Genomic DNA, 15,094 nt, shown 5'->3' on the forward strand with positions numbered 1-15,094 from the left:
CTAATATCGTTCTATGAGACAGCATAGCCCCAATGGCCTCGTCGACAAATCGAGCGGTATCGGTGTCCTCGACAAGGCGATGGCGGTGCTGCACGCGGTGGCCGAGAAGCCCTGCAATCTGGGCGATCTGTGCGCTCGAACGAGCCTGCCCAGGGCCACGGCCCACCGGCTCGCGGTCGGCCTGGAGACCCACCGGCTTCTGGTACGAGATGCCGACGGCCTGTGGCGGACCGGGCCGGGACTGGGCGAGCTCGCGGCGAGCGCATCGGATGCCCTCCTCGATGCTGCTGCCTCGGTACTCCCCCGCCTACGCGAGATCACCGGCGAGAGTGTGCAGATCTATCGGCGCGAAGGAACGGTGCGGGTGTGCGTGGCGTCCATGGAGCCGCCGACCGGACTTCGAGACACCGTGCTCGTCGGAGCACGCCTGCCGATGACGGCCGGGTCGGGTGCCAAAGTGCTTCTCGCATGGGCAGATTCACAGACTCAACGAACAGTTCTGCCCGATGCGGAATTCGGTGAGCGCACCCTCCTCGAGGTTCGACGGCGCGGTTGGGCGCAGAGTGCGGGCGAGCGCGAACCGGGCGTCGCGAGCGTTGCCGCGCCGGTGCGCGACAGCAACGACGTTGTGGTGGCGGCGATCTCGGTGTCGGGACCGATCGATCGAATCGGGCGCAAGCCCGGAGCGCGCTGGGCAGCCGATCTCCTGGCGGCCGCGGACGCACTGCACAAGCGACTCTGAGGCAGGGCGCAGACCTCACGGCCCGAGGAAAACCAGCTGATCGCGCTGCGAGAGTGGGGTACCTTCGTCTCGAGCGGCCTACCCGGCCGGTCGTCGACTGCGAGGAGTCACCCATGCCCGAATCCGGCAGTGAAGAACTGAAGAAGAAATTCCGCGAAGTCCTGGAACAGAAGAACAGCAAGTCCCACAATTCCGTCGAACACAAGGACGGTGGGCCGAAGGTCAACAACGCTCACGGTCCGGCCGACCATCAGAAGATGTTCCGCCGCAAGAGCGTCTGAGACGCCCACACCGAAACGACAACACCCTCCCGATCCACGGATCGAGAGGGTGTTGTCTGTTGTAGCCCCGACGGGATTCGAACCCGCGCTACCGCCTTGAGAGGGCGGCGTCCTAGGCCGCTAGACGACGGGGCCAGGAACTTCACCTGCATTGTTGTTCGAGCTTGTAACGCTGAGCCAGCTTAACTGCCTCGGCCTCGGCGACAAAATCGCCTTCACCTGCTCGCTGGGGTACCAGGACTCGAACCTAGAATGGCGGTACCAGAAACCGCTGTGTTGCCAATTACACCATACCCCAATGGACTTGAATCGAACTGCGCATCACGATCGATGTGCACTGCGTTTCGAGCCGGGATAGAGACTATCAAAGGTGACTACCCATTCTGCAAATCGGCTGCTCAGAGCCACCGAAACCGCGCGGCGCAGACTTCGGGGCCGGCCCGAGTCGCAGCTTCCTCGGGCCCCAGGAGCCCCCTCGACGCCTCGTCCGACCAGTGGAGCAGACTTGTTCTCCGTGACCGATCGCAGACCCAGCCGAGTCCGATGAGGGTTCTGCTCGTTCCTCAGGGCGAGCAGGCGGTACTGACGTACCTCGCCGACGACGGCTCGATGCAGAGTGAACCCACGGTGGCCGAGGATCCGGTCGCGGCCGTTGCCGGGCTGGAGCGAGACGAACGGCCGAGGTGGGTGTGGGAGGACACCAGCCGGATCTACCCTCGGTTGCTCGAACGAGGAGTACGCGTCCGCCGCTGTCACGATCTGGCCCTGGTCGGTGCGATTCTGGCGATGCGCGCCGGCTCGGCGACTGCCCCTTCGGCTCCCGCCGACCTGCGGCCGGGGCTGTTCGACGCGAACCCCAACTCCGATCCCGCGGCCGTGCTCACCGAGTATCGGCGTCAGCTTCGCGACATCGGTGACGATCGCGCACTGCACCTGCTGGCGGCGGCCGAGTCGGCCGGGGGCCTGGCCGCCGCGGAGATGACCTTCGACGGGTTGCCGTTCTCCGCGTCGGCACATCGCCGTCATCTGGACACGATGCTCGGTGCGCGGCCGCTGGACGGTTCTCCACCCCCGGCTCTCGTCGAGCTCGAGAACCAGATCTCGTCGGCGTTCGGGCGGCGCGTCAACCCTGCCTCTCCCGTGGAGCTGGTGGCCGCGTTCGCGCGCGTCGGTATCGAACTGACATCGACTCGCGCGCACGTCATCCGCGACATCGACCACCCGGCAGTTCCGCTGCTGCTGCGCCACCGCGATCTGTCGAAGCTGCACGCTGCGAACGGGTGGGCATGGCTCGACGCGTGGGTTCGCGACGATCGTTTCCGTCCGGTCTATGTTCCCGGCGCTGTGGTCTCGGGCCGGTGGGCCAGTCGCGGCGGAGGCGGCCTGCAGATTCCGAAACCCCTGCGCGCCAGTGTGATCGCCGATCCCGGTTACACCTTCGTGGCCGCCGACGCCGGTCAGCTCGAACCGCGCATTCTCGCTGCGATGTCCGGCGATCCCGGTATGGTCGCCGCGGCAGGCACCGCAGATCTGTATGCACCGGTGGCGGCAGCATCGTTCGGCGGCGATCGCAGCCACGCCAAGGTTGCCGTTCTCGGGGTCCTGTACGGGGCGACCTCCGGCGAGGCGCGTTCGCTGCTGACGCGACTACGGGCCTCGTTCCCCGGTGCCGTCGCACTGGTGGAGGAGGCCGCCCGCGCGGGAGAACGGGGCGAGGTCGTTCGTTCGTGGCTCGGACGGGCCTGCCCACCGCCCTCGCCGCAGTGGTGGTCGGAAGGTGACGCGCACGCGCGGGGCCGGTTCATGCGCAATTTCGTCGTGCAGGCCACCGCCGCCGAGTGGGCGCTGTGCTTGTTGGCCGATCTGCGTGGCCGGTTGGCCGGGAGTGGAGCCCGCAGGAGTGACCCGAATGCCGGGAGCGGAGCCCGCAGGAGCGACGGGGATTCCGGGACCAGCAGCGAGTTGGTGTTCTTTCAACACGACGAGGTGGTGGTGCATTGTCCCGTCGCCGATTCGGAGCGTGCCGCCGAAGCGATTGCAGCATCGGCGTTGTCGGCAACTCGGCTGATGTTCGGCGACACGGCCGTCCGGTTTCCGATGGAGACGAGAATCGACCGCTTCTACGGCGCTTCGGCTGCCCGCTCGGAGCCGGATTCGGACTGAGCTCCCGGTGGGTCGGCGAACGTCACGTCGATGTCCTCGAACGGCTTGCTGCGTTGTGCTTCTGCCTGTCCGGTGTAGGTGAGTTTGTCACCTTCGGTCAGTTCGACATCGTCGGTGAACGGGGCCAGAAGGGACCGCGGGAACAGCCTGTCGACACGAACCACGTTGATCTCGATGCAGATCACGATCGATACCGAGGTCACGTACAGAAAGGCCAACAGCCCGAGCACCACTGCAAAGACACCGTTCGTCACCGTCGAACTCGCGGCGACGTATTTCACGTACACACCGCCGAACGTCTGCAGTAGCTGCCACGTCAGACCGGCCACTACGGCTCCCGGAAGTACCTGTCCGATCGACACCGCTCGCACTGTGGCGAGCCGAAACGCAACGACGAACACCCCGACGTACAGCAGCGTTCCGATCACGAAGACGACGAGACCTGATTCCGGGCCGAAATATCCTGCGGCACTGAGCACATTCAGTGCGGTGATAGCCAGTACCGCCAGGCCCACGGTGCTCAGCAAACCCAGTCCCCGCACTCGGGCTCGAATCGGATCGGGCCGGAGATTCTTCGGTACGGCCCATGCGGTGTTCATCGCGTTCTGCAGCGCAACGGACACACCGAGCCCGCCGTACAGCGACCCGAGGATACCCACCGTCAGACCGACCGTGCCGCCACCTATCCGTTCGGGACGCCCCAATTCTTCACCGACCGCCGGGATCTGACCGAGTGCCGAGTTCAGGATCTGTTGTTGCAGCTCCGGGTTGCCCATCAACACGATGCCCAGAATCACGGAGAAGAGCAGCAGCGCAGGAAAGAGCGAGACGAAGGCGTAGTACGTGATCAGGGCGGCGAGGTAGCCGCCCTGATCGTCGACGAACTTGTACACCACCGCAATGGGATAGCCGAGAACCGGTCGCCTGCGCTGGAGTCGATCCAGTCGATCGGAGACACTCATTCGAGGCTGCCCCCGCGGCCCGCGGTGCGCCTGGGGCCGTGCGCCGTCACGCCACCCGGGCGCGTGCTGCAGCCAGGCGTGCCAGGGTCTTCTCGCGCCCGAGCAATTCCATGGACTCGTACAGCGGCGGACTGATGTGCGACCCGGTCACTCCCACCCGAATCGGGGCGAAAGCCTTGCGCGGCTTGAGCTCGAGCTTCTCGATCAGCGCGTCCTTGAGAGTCGCCTCCAGATCGGCCGTGGTCCAGGTCTGCAACGCCGTCAGCGCCTCGACCGAGGCGTCGAGAACGGGTGCGGCATCGGCACCGAGGTTCTTCGCCGCGGCTGCAGGGTCGATCTCGAAGTCCGCCTCGTCGACGAACAGGAACTTCAGCAGTCCCCAGGCATCCGAGAGGACGACGATGCGGGTCTGCACCAGATCGGCCGCGACGGCGAACACCTTCTCGTCGACCGGCTCGGTGAGATTGCCCTGCGCGACGAGGTATTCGCGCAACCGCGCCGCGAAATCGTCAGCTGCCAGCATCCTGATGTGCTCGGCGTTGATCGCGTCGGCCTTCTTCTGATCGAAGCGTGCCGGGTTGGAATTAACCGACGAGATCTCGAACGCCGCCACCATCTCGTCGAGAGAGAAGACGTCGTGATCGTCCGAGATGCCCCAGCCGAGAAGAGCGAGGTAGTTCAGCAGACCTTCCGGAACGAACCCACGATCGCGGTGGATGAACAGATTCGATTCGGGGTCACGCTTGGACAGCTTCTTGTTGCCCTGGCCCATGACGAACGGCAGGTGCCCGAACTCGGGGGTGCGTTCTGCGACGCCGATCCGGATCAGTGCCTCGTAGAGAGCGAGCTGACGAGGCGTCGACGACAGCAGGTCCTCACCGCGCAGGACGTGGGTGATCTTCATCAGTGCGTCGTCCACCGGATTGACCAACGTGTACAGCGGAACTCCGTTGCCTCGGGTCAGAGCGAAATCCGGTACGGTCCCGGCCTTGAACGTGGTCTCCCCGCGCACGAGGTCGTTCCACGTCAGATCGTGATCGGGCATCCGCAGTCGCACGACGGCCCCGCGTCCCTCGCTTCGATAGGCCTCGCGCTGCTCCGGAGTCAGGTCGCGGTCGAAGTTGTCGTAACCGAGTTTGGGGTCGCGTCCGGCTGCCTTGTGACGGGATTCCACTTCCTCCGGCGTGGAGAACGACTCGTAGGCCTCGCCGGCGTCGAGCAACTGCTGCACGACGGCAACGTGTTGCTCGCGACGCAGCGACTGCCGGTAGGGCTCGTACGGGCCACCCACCTCGGGGCCCTCGTCCCACTCGAGGCCGAGCCAGCGCAACGCGTCGAGCAGGGCGGCGTAGGACTCTTCGGAGTCGCGTGCTGCGTCGGTGTCCTCGATGCGAAAGACGAAGGTGCCGCCGTGATGCCGGGCGAACGCCCAGTTGAACAGTGCGGTTCGGACCAGACCGACGTGCGGGGTCCCGGTGGGCGACGGGCAGAACCGAACGCGGACATCTGTTGCTGTGGTCATGCTCGCCCTACTTCTTCGCTGCGACGGGGTTGGTCAGGGTACCGATTCCCTCGACGGTGATCGACACGCTGTCTCCGTCGGTGATGGGCCCGACTCCCTCGGGGGTTCCGGTGAGAATGACGTCTCCGGGGAGCAGTGTCATCACCGCGGACACCCACTCGATGATCTTCGGAATGTCGTGCAGCAGAAGCGAAGTACGACTCTGCTGCTTGACCACGCCGTCGACCTCGGTCTTGATCTCGAGATCGGTCGGGTCGAGCGAGGTCTCGATCCAGGGCCCGAGTGGGCAGAAGGTGTCGTGTCCCTTGGCGCGAGTCCACTGTCCGTCGTGCTTCTGGTGGTCACGGGCCGAGACGTCGTTGGCGACGGTGTATCCGAGCACCACCTCGTACGCCTTGGAGGCCGGGACGTCCTTGCACGGGCGGCCGATGACGATCGCCAGTTCACCCTCGAAGTGCACCTCGTTCGAGGACGGTGGCAGCACGATGGGCGCTCCGGGCCCGACGATGGAGGTGTTCGGCTTGATGAAGATCACGGGGTCCTTCGGAGCCTCACCGCCCATCTCGGCCACGTGCGCGGCGTAGTTCTTCCCGATGGCGATGACCTTGCTGGCGAGGATGGGGGCGAGCAGTCGCACGTCGGCCAGAGGCCACGACCGACCCGTGAACGTGGGTGTGCCGAAAGGATGTTCGGCGATTTCCTTCGCAGTCTGCGAGTCACCCTCACCTTCGATACTCACGAATGCCACACCATCAGGACTTGCAATTCGACCGAGACGCATGACGGAAGTCTATCGACCGTCGTTCTCCGCACGTCGACGCCGTCCGATCCACCGATCTTTCGCCGGTGTAAAGTTCGCGTTGATCCACATAGCAAGATCGTATGTCCATATTTTGAGACGGAAGGCCGGAATGAGCGACACGAAGCAGTTGTCCAGCATCGGCGAGACGCGACGGTGGTTCATGCTCGTGCTCGGGATGCTCGCGCAGACTGCGGGCGCCGTCTTCATCAACGGTGCTGCATTTCTCATTCCTGCCCTGCACGACGACCGGGGACTCGGCCTTGCGACTGCAGGATTCGTGGTTGCGATGCCCACCGTCGGCATCATGCTGACCCTCATCGCATGGGGCGTGCTCGTCGACCGCATCGGCGAACGTCTCGTTCTGGTGATCGGGCTCGGGCTCACGGCCGCAGCGAGTCTCGGCGCGGTGGTCAGCACGTCCATCCCGGTGCTCGCCGTCCTGCTGCTGGTCGGCGGTATGGCAGCGGCCAGTGCGAACAGCGCGAGCGGACGCGTGGTGGTGGGATGGTTCCCGCCGCATCGCCGTGGACTGGCAATGGGCATCAGGCAGATGTCGGTGCCCCTGGGCGTTGCCCTTGCCGCCCTCACCATCCCACCCATCGCCCGTGACCACGGCGTCGGAGTGGCACTGCTCGTACCCGCTGCGGTGTGCGCTGCGAGCGCCCTGCTCTGCCTGGCGGTCGTCGACCCTCCCCGTCCGAATCGTATCGACGCGGCGGCGCAGGGTCTGCTCGACAATCCGTACCGAGGCAGCAGCCAACTGTGGCGCATTCATGCCACGTCCATCCTGCTGGTGGTTCCGCAGTACGTGGTCTGGACATTTGCGCTCGTGTGGCTGATGACCGACCGAGGGTGGACTGCTGCGGCCGCGGGCGTCCTCGTCACCGTCACCCAGATCCTCGGTGCACTGGGCCGGATGAGCGTCGGAGCACTCTCCGATCGGGTCGGTAGCCGCATGCGGCCCCTACGGTGGGTTGCGGCCACCGCCACCGTCAGCATGCTGGGGCTCGGCATCGCCGACTGGTTCGACTCCCCCGCCGCAATCGTCCTGCTCGTCGTCGCGTCCGTCGCCACCGTTGCACCGAACGGCCTTGCCTTCACTGCTGTCGCAGAGATATCGGGACCGTATTGGAGCGGACGCGCCCTCGGCGTGCAGAACACGAGTCAGTACGTGTTCGCGTCGGCCGTACCGCCGATCTTCGGGGCGCTTGCGACGGTCAGCTTTCCCGTCGCATTCCTGGTGTCGGCGATCTTCCCTGCACTCTCCGTGCCGATCGTCCCCGACGATCCGCGTTCCGAGACTTTCGACGAGAATTCCGACAGCGCCGGCTGATCCAGACCTGCGGGGATGCCCGAGAAACACGACATGCCACGGTGGGCAGTCGGCCCACCGTGGCATGTCGTGACGGCCCTGCTACAGACGCGCTGCGATTCTCGCGCCGATGTCCTTCGTCGACGCGGTTGTGGTTCCTCGCTCGGCGAGATCCGCTGCGACAGCGGCTTCCACCCGCGCCGCACCTGCCGCATCGCCGAGATGATCGAGCAACAACGACACCGACAGGATCGCGGCCGTCGGGTCCGCCTTCTGCTGCCCTGCGATGTCGGGAGCACTGCCGTGCACGGGCTCGAACATACTCGGATTGGTTCCGGTCGCATCGATGTTTCCGCTTGCGGCCAAACCGATTCCGCCGGTCACCGCCGCCGACAGGTCCGTCACGATGTCACCGAACAGATTGTCGGTGACGATGACGTCGAACCGGCCCGGGTCGGTCACGAGGTGAATCATCGCGGCGTCGATGTGCTGGTACGCGACCTCGACGTCCGGGAACTCGGCCGCGACCTCGTCCACCGTGCGAGCCCAGAGGCTGCCTGCGAACGTGAGCACATTGGTCTTGTGCAGCAGCGTCAGATGCTTGCGCCGAGTCAGAGCCCGCTCGAAACCGTTGCGCACCACCCGCTCGACCCCGTAACGGGTGTTGACACTGACCTCGGTGGCCACCTCGTGCGGGGTGCCGACACGAAGCGCGCCACCGTTGCCGGTGTACGGCCCCTCGGTGCCCTCCCGCACGACCACGACGTCGATGTCCTTGTCACCGGCGAGTGGGCCGACGACACCCGGGTACAGCTTGGCCGGACGCAGGTTGATGTGGTGATCGAGCTCGAACCGAGCGCGCAACAGCAGTCCGCGCTCGAGCACGCCGCTCGGAACCGACGGATCACCGATGGCTCCCAACAGAATTGCGTCGTGCTCGCGCAGTTCGGCCAACACCGAGTCCGGCAGCAGTTCCCCGGTGGCGTTGTAGCGACGCGCGCCGAGGTCGTACTCGGTCTTCTCGGCACCGGGTGCAACGACGTCGAGCACGGCGAGCGCCTCGGTGACGACCTCCGGTCCGATACCGTCTCCGGCGATGACGGCCAGCTTCATCTCACTCCTCGTGATTCTTCGACTTCGTTCTATCGACTGCGAGCGATGCTCAGGACAGGTCGACCAGTTCGATGGTGGACGCGCCGACCGCGGTGGCGATGCTCGCGCTCAACTCCTCCGACACGTCCTTGTCGACGCGCAGCAGAATCGTTGCGCCGTCGCCCTCGGAGTCCTGGCTCAGTGCGGCGGCCTGGATGTCGATGCCGGCATCGCCGAGCAGGGTGCCGATCCGGCCGAGGCTGCCGGGCTGATCCGCGTAGTTGACGATGAGGTTCTTGCCCTCGGCACGGAGGTCGAAGTTGCGGCCGTTGATGTTGACGATCTTCTCGACCTGCGTGGTGCCGGTCAGAGTGCCCGCGACGTTGAGCACCGAGCCGTCGCCGTAGACGGCGCGGATGTCGACCACGCTGCGGTGGTTCTCGCTCTCGGACGCGGTGGTGACCTCGGCGGTGACGCCACGCTCCTCGGCGAGCGACGGGGCGTTGACGAACGTGACCGAGTCCTCGATGACGGCGGAGAACAGACCGCGCAGCGCCGAGAGCTTGAGGATCTCGACGTCCTCGGCGGCGAGTTCGCCGCGGACGTCGACCGACAGCGACGTGGGAAGTTCGGTGGACAGAGCGCCGAGCAGCACACCCTGCTTACGCACGATCTCGAGCCACGGCGACACCTCCTCGCCCACGGCGCCACCCTTGACGTTGACGGCATCGGGCACGAATTCGCCTGCGAGAGCGAGCAGAACCGACTTGGCGACATCGGTGCCCGCCCGGTCCTGTGCCTCGGTCGTCGACGCGCCGAGGTGCGGGGTGACCACGACCTGCGGCAGCTCGAACAGGGGGCTGTCGGTGCACGGCTCGGAGGCGTAGACGTCGATTCCGGCGGCGAACACATGTCCACTGGTGATGGCGTCGGCCAGGGCCTGCTCGTCCACCAGCCCACCGCGAGCAGCATTGACGACGATGACACCCGGCTTGGTCTTGGCCAGGGCTTCCTTGCCGATGATGCCCTTGGTCTCCGGGGTCTTCGGGAGGTGAACCGAGAACATGTCGGCGCGCTCGAGCAGCTCGTCCAGGCTCACCAGTTCGATGCCGAGCTGGGCGGCGCGCGCGGCCGAGACGTAGGGGTCGTAGGCGATGATATGGGTCTCGAATGCTGCAAGACGCTGTGCGAACAGCTGACCGATGCGGCCGAGTCCGACGACGCCGACGGTCTTGCCGAAGATCTCGACACCGTTGAACTTGCTGCGCTTCCACTCGTGCCGACGCAGAGTGGCGTCGGCGGCGGGGATCTGGCGCGCGGCCGACAGCAGCAGCGTCACCGCATGCTCGGCGGCGGTGTGGATGTTGGAGGTCGGGGCGTTGACGACGAGGACACCGCGCTCGGTGGCTGCAGGTACGTCGACGTTGTCCAGACCGACGCCGGCGCGGGCGACGATCTTGAGATTGGTTCCGGCGGCGAGAACCTCTGCGTCGACCGTGGTCGCGGAACGCACCAGGATCGCGTCGGCCTCGGGGACCGCGGCCAGCAGCGCGGGGCGATCCGGGCCGTCGACCCAACGGACCTCGACGCCGTCGCCCAATGCCTCGACGGTGGACGGCGCAAGTTTGTCGGCGATCAGAACGACAGGACGGCCTGGCTGGCTCACGTGAAGAACTCCCTATGTCGGTTCGAGACTGTTGTCGGTGAAAAGTCGGAGCTGGTGCAGCAGAAACAGTTTAGAGGCCGGAGACGTCGAACTGTGACGCCACCTGCCTCACGCATCGAAGGGCACCCCTACGGATGCAGGGGTGCCCTTCGATCAGCATGCGTGAGAACGTGATTCGATGAGAATCAGGCCGTTTCGGTGATCGGGCGATCGACCCAGCTCATCAGGTCGCGCAGCTTCTTGCCGGTGACCTCGATGGGGTGCTCGGCGTTGGCCTTGCGCAGGCCTTCGAGCTCGGTGTTGCCGTTCTCGACGTTGGCGACGAGGCGACGGGTGAACTCACCCGACTGGATGTCGGCCAGGATCGCCTTCATGCGCTCCTTGGTGCCTGCGTCGATCACGCGCGGTCCCGAGAGGTAGCCACCGAACTCCGCGGTGTCGGACACCGAGTAGTTCATCCGAGCGATGCCGCCCTCGTACATGAGGTCGACGATGAGCTTGAGCTCGTGCAGCACCTCGAAGTACGCCATCTCGGGCGCGTATCCGGCCTCGACCATGACCTCGAAGCCCGTCTTGACGAGCTCCTCGGTGCCGCCGCACAGCACGGCCTGCTCGCCGAAGAGGTCGGTCTCGGTCTCTTCCTTGAACGTGGTCTTGATGACGCCTGCGCGCGTTCCGCCGATGCCCTTGGCCCAGGACAGAGCCAGTGCCTGACCTTCGCCCTTGGGGTCCTGGTCGATGGCGATGAGCGCGGGAACGCCCTTGCCGTCGACGAACTGGCGACGCACGAGGTGGCCGGGGCCCTTGGGTGCGACCATGCCGACGGTGACGAACTCCGGTGCCTTGATCAGGTCGAAGTGGATGTTGAGTCCGTGCCCGAAGAACAGCGCGTCGCCGTCCTTCAGGTTGGGCTCGATCTCCTCGGAGAAGATCTTGGCCTGCGCGGTGTCGGGTGCGAGCACCATGATCACGTCGGCCCATTCGGACACCTCGGCGGGAGTGCCGACCTTCAGGCCCTGCTCCTCCGCCTTGGCGCGGGACTTCGAGCCCGCGGCCAGGCCGATGCGCACATCGACACCGGAGTCGCGCAGGCTCAGCGAGTGCGCGTGGCCCTGGCTTCCGTAACCGATCACAGCGACCTTGCGGCCCTGGATGATCGACAGATCAGCATCGTCGTCGTAGAACATCTCGACTGCCACTGTTTGTAACCTTTCCTCTTCGATTTCGCTGAAAATCACGTCCGTCGCTCAGCGCGACGCTGTGATCGATTTCGGTCCACGTCCGACGGCAACGACTCCCGACTGAACTATTTCTCGAATTCCATAGGGGTCCAACATCTTCAGCAACGCATCGAGCTTCGAGCGGGTGCCCGTCGCCTCGACCGTCACGGCCTCGGGAGACACGTCGATCACCTTGGCGCGGAACAGGTTCACCGTTTCGATGACCTCACTGCGCACACTCGCGTCGGCGCGGACCTTGATCAGCACCAACTCGCGAGCCACCGAGGAGTCGTCGTCCTGCTCGACGATCTTGATGACGTTGATGAGCTTGTTGAGCTGCTTGGTCACCTGCTCGAGCGGGAATTCGTCGACGGTGACCACGATCGTCATCCGCGAGATCTCGGGAATCTCGGTACCGCCGACGGCAAGCGAGGAGATGTTGAAACCACGGCGCGAGAACAACGCGGCGACGCGGGCCAGCACACCTGGCTTGTCCTCGACGAGGACGCTGAGGGTATGGCTCGTGCTCACTTGTCGGTGCCTTTCACGTCGTCGATCTGCGGGTGTGGGGCCTGCTCGCGCTCCATGGCCTCGTCGAGGCCGGGCTCGCTTCCCACGGTCTCGTCCTCGTCGAACAGCGGACGGATTCCGCGCGCGGCCATGATCTCGTCGTTGCCGGTACCGGCAGCGACCATCGGCCACACCTGTGCGTCGGCTCCCACGATGAAGTCGATGACGACCGGACGATCGTTGATCGCTCGTGCCTGAGCGATCACCGCGTCGACGTCCTCTTCCCGCTCGCACCGCAGCCCGACGCAACCGAGCGCCTCGGCGAGCTTCACGAAATCGGGGATGCGAACGGCACCGTGGGTACCGAGATTGGTGTTGGAGTAGCGCTCCTCGTAGAACAGGGTCTGCCACTGGCGAACCATGCCGAGGTTGCCGTTGTTGATGAGTGCGACCTTGATCGGGATGCCCTCGACCGCGCAGGTCGCGAGTTCCTGATTGGTCATCTGGAAGCATCCGTCGCCGTCGATGGCCCACACCTCGGCGTCGGGGAGGCCCCTCTTGGCACCCATTGCGGCCGGAACCGCGTACCCCATCGTGCCGAGGCCGCCCGAGTTGAGCCACGTACGCGGCTTCTCGTAGTTGATGAACTGTGCAGCCCACATCTGGTGCTGACCGACGCCGGCGCAGTAGATCGCGTCGGGGCCGGCGAACTTGCCGACCGAGCTGATGACGAACTCCGGTGACATCGATCCGTCGGACGGGCGGTCGTAACTCAGCGGGTAGGTCTTGCGGATGCCGTTCAGGTAGACCCACCACTGCTCGAGATCGAGCGTGGTTCCGGTCGCACGGTCCGCCCGCAGTGCCTCGATGAGCTCGGTGATGACCTCACGGCAGTCGCCGACGATCGGCACGTCGGCGTAGCGGTTCTTGCCGATCTCGGCCGGATCGATGTCGGCGTGGATGACCTTGGCATCCGGTGCGAAGGACGAGAGCTGGCCGGTGACTCGGTCGTCGAACCGGGCACCGAGCGTGATCAGCAGATCGCTCCGCTGCAATGCGGCCACCGCGGCGACGGTGCCGTGCATACCCGGCATGCCGAGGTTCAGATTGTGCGAGTCGGGGAACGCGCCGCGGGCCATCAGAGTGGTCACGACAGGAATTCCGGTCAGTTCGGCCAGCTCGAGCAGCTCCGCCGAGGCGTCGGCCTTGATGACGCCGCCACCGACATAGAGCACCGGCTGCTTGGCGTCGGCGATGTAGCGGGCCGCTTCGCGGACCTGCTTGCCGTGCGGCTTGGTGACCGGACGGTAGCCGGGCAGACGCATCTCCGGCGGCCACGAGAACGTGGTCTGCGCCTGCAGGACGTCCTTGGGGATGTCGACGAGCACCGCACCGGGACGGCCCGAGGCGGCGATGTAGAACGCCTCGGCCATGATGCGCGGGATGTCGGCACCGTCGGTGATGAGGAAGTTGTGCTTGGTGATCGGCATCGTGATACCCGAGATGTCGGCTTCCTGGAAGCCGTCGGTCCCGATGAGACTACGGGCGACCTGGCCGGTGATCGCGACGACGGGAACCGAATCCATCTGAGCGTCGGCGAGTGGGGTGACGAGGTTGGTCGCGCCGGGACCGGACGTTGCCATGCAGACGCCGACCTTGCCGGTCGCCTGGGCGTAGCCGGTCGCGGCGTGGCCTGCACCCTGCTCGTGGCGCACCAGAATGTGGCGCACCTTCACCGAGTCGAAGAGCGGGTCGTAGACCGGGAGAACCGCGCCACCGGGAATGCCGAATACGGTGTCGACGTCGAGTTCTTCGAGGGCCCGAACGACCGACTGTGCGCCGGTGACCTTCTCCGGTGCGACGTGGCGTCGCGATCCGTTGGTCACTGCGTCTGCGGACGGGCTGGCGGCTGTCCCCGACTTACGGGTCGTGGGCCCTGGGCGTGCGGTTGGTGCGCTCACTGATTGCTTCCTCAGGAATGTGAAATTGCTGGGCGATCTCTGGGCAAGAAAAAACCCCCGTCAGCGTGAGCTGTACGAGGGTGGCGCGTCGATGCGAGTTTGAACAACCGGCTCAGGCGTTGACGCGCCGGCCGATTACGAGTATCCAATTCCGCTTCACGCGCTCGACGGTAGGCGCGCGCACAGGGAAGAGTCAAACTCGTCACGACGCAATCCCATTATGTGAGATCGCGTAGATGCAATGCGAAGATGAATGGGTGTCGTCTTCGCAGCAGTCCGAACCACCTCGGCCATCATCCCACACCGCACCCGAGTCACCGAAAGGTGCCGAGGGACCGCAACCACCGACAGCGCAGGTCATTCGAGTCCCACGCCTCGCGCTCCTCGGCGTCGGCCTGTTGCTCTTCGGCACCGGACTGACCGCCGCCAGCTGGCCCCTGGCCATGGGCTGGCTGCTCATACTGCCCATCGTCGCCGGCATCTGGGTGTTTCGGGTGCGCACGGTCGTCTCTCCCGAGGCGATCACGGCGCGACGGTTCGTGGGTTCGGATGTGATCGCGTGGGACTCGGTGGCGGGTCTGCACTTCCCGGACCGTCGATGGGCGCGTGTGGTCCTGACCGACAAGAGCGAGAAGTCCCTACCGCTCGTGCGATTCGACCTACTCCCCCAGCTCGCCGCGGCCAGCGGCGGCCGTATCACCGACCCCTACGCCGCGGCCGCCGCTGCTGCCGCCGCGAAGGATCGGGACCGTGAGGAAGCCGACGACACCGAGGGCGACGGCGAACAGGCACCGAAGGACCGGTAGTCGACGGCGAGTAATCTCCTCGGTGCGAGAAACCGCTGCAACGAACGAGGACAAC

13 protein-coding genes and 2 tRNA genes are annotated in these 15,094 nt (G+C 65.6%); 5 read left to right on the forward strand and 10 right to left on the reverse strand.

Annotated features, from left to right (window positions below):
* Positions 1-13: 13 nt before the first annotated feature.
* Positions 14-742 (forward strand): IclR family transcriptional regulator, encoded by a 729-nt coding sequence (locus CH306_RS23980; RefSeq protein WP_094648104.1) that lies wholly within the window; start codon positions 14-16, stop codon positions 740-742.
* Positions 743-855: 113 nt separating this feature from the next.
* A complete protein-coding gene (locus CH306_RS29205) occupies positions 856-1,023 on the forward strand; it encodes a DUF5302 domain-containing protein (RefSeq protein WP_170946045.1) in 168 nt (55 codons plus the stop codon).
* Between the two features lie 62 nt (positions 1,024-1,085).
* Here the strand turns inward: CH306_RS29205 and CH306_RS23985 are convergent.
* Together CH306_RS23985 and CH306_RS23990 are read right to left on the reverse strand one after the other, a co-directional pair.
* Positions 1,086-1,158, reverse strand: a tRNA-Glu gene (locus CH306_RS23985).
* A 91-nt stretch (positions 1,159-1,249) separates the two neighbouring features.
* Positions 1,250-1,321: transfer RNA gene (locus CH306_RS23990), tRNA-Gln, on the reverse strand.
* 245 nt (positions 1,322-1,566) lie between these two features.
* Between CH306_RS23990 and CH306_RS23995 the strand changes: the two genes are divergently transcribed.
* On the forward strand, positions 1,567-3,186 hold the full coding sequence (locus CH306_RS23995) for a bifunctional 3'-5' exonuclease/DNA polymerase (RefSeq protein ID WP_094648105.1): 1,620 nt from the start codon (positions 1,567-1,569) through the stop codon (positions 3,184-3,186).
* On the opposite strand, the gene CH306_RS24000 is transcribed toward CH306_RS23995, so the two are convergent.
* From CH306_RS24000 to CH306_RS24010, 3 genes are read right to left on the reverse strand one after another with little or no spacing between them, the layout of a single operon-like run.
* Positions 3,144-4,148, reverse strand: a complete 1,005-nt coding sequence (locus tag CH306_RS24000; protein WP_179272763.1) for a YihY/virulence factor BrkB family protein — start codon at positions 4,146-4,148, stop codon at positions 3,144-3,146. The two genes, CH306_RS23995 and CH306_RS24000, sit on opposite strands and share 43 nt — an antisense overlap.
* A 46-nt stretch (positions 4,149-4,194) precedes the next feature.
* Positions 4,195-5,670, reverse strand: a complete 1,476-nt coding sequence (gene gltX, locus CH306_RS24005) for a glutamate--tRNA ligase (RefSeq protein WP_094648106.1) — start codon at positions 5,668-5,670, stop codon at positions 4,195-4,197.
* A 7-nt stretch (positions 5,671-5,677) separates the two neighbouring features.
* Positions 5,678-6,451 carry a fumarylacetoacetate hydrolase family protein gene (locus CH306_RS24010; protein WP_094631800.1) on the reverse strand — a complete coding sequence of 258 codons (774 nt, stop codon included), beginning with the start codon at positions 6,449-6,451 and terminating at the stop codon, positions 5,678-5,680.
* 130 nt (positions 6,452-6,581) lie between these two features.
* Between CH306_RS24010 and CH306_RS24015 the strand changes: the two genes are divergently transcribed.
* A complete protein-coding gene (locus CH306_RS24015) occupies positions 6,582-7,805 on the forward strand; it encodes an MFS transporter (protein ID WP_179272764.1) in 1,224 nt (407 codons plus the stop codon).
* An 81-nt stretch (positions 7,806-7,886) separates the two neighbouring features.
* On the opposite strand, the gene CH306_RS24020 is transcribed toward CH306_RS24015, so the two are convergent.
* From CH306_RS24020 to CH306_RS24040, 5 genes are all read right to left on the reverse strand, one after another.
* Positions 7,887-8,897 (reverse strand): 3-isopropylmalate dehydrogenase, encoded by a 1,011-nt coding sequence (locus tag CH306_RS24020; RefSeq protein ID WP_032397760.1) that lies wholly within the window; start codon positions 8,895-8,897, stop codon positions 7,887-7,889.
* A gap of 49 nt (positions 8,898-8,946) precedes the next feature.
* On the reverse strand, positions 8,947-10,542 hold the full coding sequence (gene serA, locus CH306_RS24025; RefSeq protein WP_094648107.1) for a phosphoglycerate dehydrogenase: 1,596 nt from the start codon (positions 10,540-10,542) through the stop codon (positions 8,947-8,949).
* 185 nt (positions 10,543-10,727) lie between these two features.
* Positions 10,728-11,729 carry a ketol-acid reductoisomerase gene (ilvC, locus tag CH306_RS24030; RefSeq protein WP_170944858.1) on the reverse strand — a complete coding sequence of 334 codons (1,002 nt, stop codon included), beginning with the start codon at positions 11,727-11,729 and terminating at the stop codon, positions 10,728-10,730.
* Positions 11,730-11,789: 60 nt separating this feature from the next.
* Positions 11,790-12,293, reverse strand: a complete 504-nt coding sequence (gene ilvN / locus CH306_RS24035) for an acetolactate synthase small subunit (RefSeq protein WP_032397758.1) — start codon at positions 12,291-12,293, stop codon at positions 11,790-11,792.
* Complete coding sequence (locus CH306_RS24040) at positions 12,290-14,233, reverse strand: acetolactate synthase large subunit (RefSeq protein WP_032397757.1); 1,944 nt, start codon at positions 14,231-14,233, stop codon at positions 12,290-12,292. The genes ilvN and CH306_RS24040 overlap by 4 nt, the downstream gene beginning before the upstream one ends.
* A gap of 257 nt (positions 14,234-14,490) precedes the next feature.
* Between CH306_RS24040 and CH306_RS24045 the strand changes: the two genes are divergently transcribed.
* Complete coding sequence (locus CH306_RS24045; RefSeq protein ID WP_179272765.1) at positions 14,491-15,039, forward strand: PH domain-containing protein; 549 nt, start codon at positions 14,491-14,493, stop codon at positions 15,037-15,039.
* Positions 15,040-15,094 lie beyond the last annotated feature (55 nt).

Source organism: Rhodococcus sp. 15-725-2-2b (assembly GCF_002259075.1).
In the GTDB taxonomy this organism is placed as follows: domain Bacteria; phylum Actinomycetota; class Actinomycetes; order Mycobacteriales; family Mycobacteriaceae; genus Rhodococcoides.

Excerpts from the sequence above, each read along its gene's own strand:
- CH306_RS24020 (WP_032397760.1), bottom strand. The coding sequence starts at position 8,897 with ATGAAGCTGGCCGTCATCGCCGGAGACGGTATCGGACCGGAGGTCGTC.
- CH306_RS24010 (WP_094631800.1), bottom strand. The coding sequence starts at position 6,451 with ATGCGTCTCGGTCGAATTGCAAGTCCTGATGGTGTGGCATTCGTGAGT.
- ilvC (WP_170944858.1), bottom strand. The coding sequence starts at position 11,729 with ATGTTCTACGACGACGATGCTGATCTGTCGATCATCCAGGGCCGCAAG.
- CH306_RS24000 (WP_179272763.1), bottom strand. The coding sequence starts at position 4,148 with ATGAGTGTCTCCGATCGACTGGATCGACTCCAGCGCAGGCGACCGGTT.
- gltX (WP_094648106.1), bottom strand. The coding sequence starts at position 5,670 with ATGACCACAGCAACAGATGTCCGCGTTCGGTTCTGCCCGTCGCCCACC.
- CH306_RS23980 (WP_094648104.1), top strand. The coding sequence starts at position 14 with ATGAGACAGCATAGCCCCAATGGCCTCGTCGACAAATCGAGCGGTATC.
- CH306_RS24015 (WP_179272764.1), top strand. The coding sequence starts at position 6,582 with ATGAGCGACACGAAGCAGTTGTCCAGCATCGGCGAGACGCGACGGTGG.
- CH306_RS29205 (WP_170946045.1), top strand. The coding sequence starts at position 856 with ATGCCCGAATCCGGCAGTGAAGAACTGAAGAAGAAATTCCGCGAAGTC.
- CH306_RS23995 (WP_094648105.1), top strand. The coding sequence starts at position 1,567 with ATGAGGGTTCTGCTCGTTCCTCAGGGCGAGCAGGCGGTACTGACGTAC.